General features: G+C 63.2%; 1 protein-coding gene. It reads left to right on the forward strand.

Annotated features, from left to right (window positions below):
- A partial coding sequence (locus KJQ97_RS09615; protein ID WP_350028223.1) for a hypothetical protein occupies positions 1 to 405 on the forward strand: 405 nt, incomplete at both ends.

The following is a 405-nucleotide window of genomic DNA, read 5'->3' on the forward strand; positions in this document are numbered from 1 at the left end:
GGAATGAGCGTCGATCCCGCCCTTCGCACGGCAGCCTTGGCGAGCAAGGCATGGCCTTATGAAGAGGCGCGGCGCGTGCTCAAACGCTTTCCGCAGGGCAAGCCCGGCGGTGCGCCCGTCCTGTTCGAAACCGGCTATGGCCCATCGGGCCTGCCGCATATCGGCACCTTCAACGAAGTGCTGCGCACCACCATGGTCCGCCGCGCGCTTGAGGAAATGGCCGACATGCCGACCCGGCTGGTTGCTTTCTCCGATGACATGGATGGCCTGCGCAAGGTGCCCGACAATGTGCCCAACCAGGCGATGCTCGCCGAACATTTGGGCAAGCCGCTGACGCGCATTCCCGACCCGTTCGGGAAGTATGAGAGCTTTGCGCATCACAACAATGCCATGCTGCGCGAATTC

Origin of the sequence: Campylobacter sp. 2018MI01, assembly GCF_018501205.1 — a bacterium.
Taxonomy (GTDB): domain Bacteria; phylum Campylobacterota; class Campylobacteria; order Campylobacterales; family Campylobacteraceae; genus Campylobacter_E.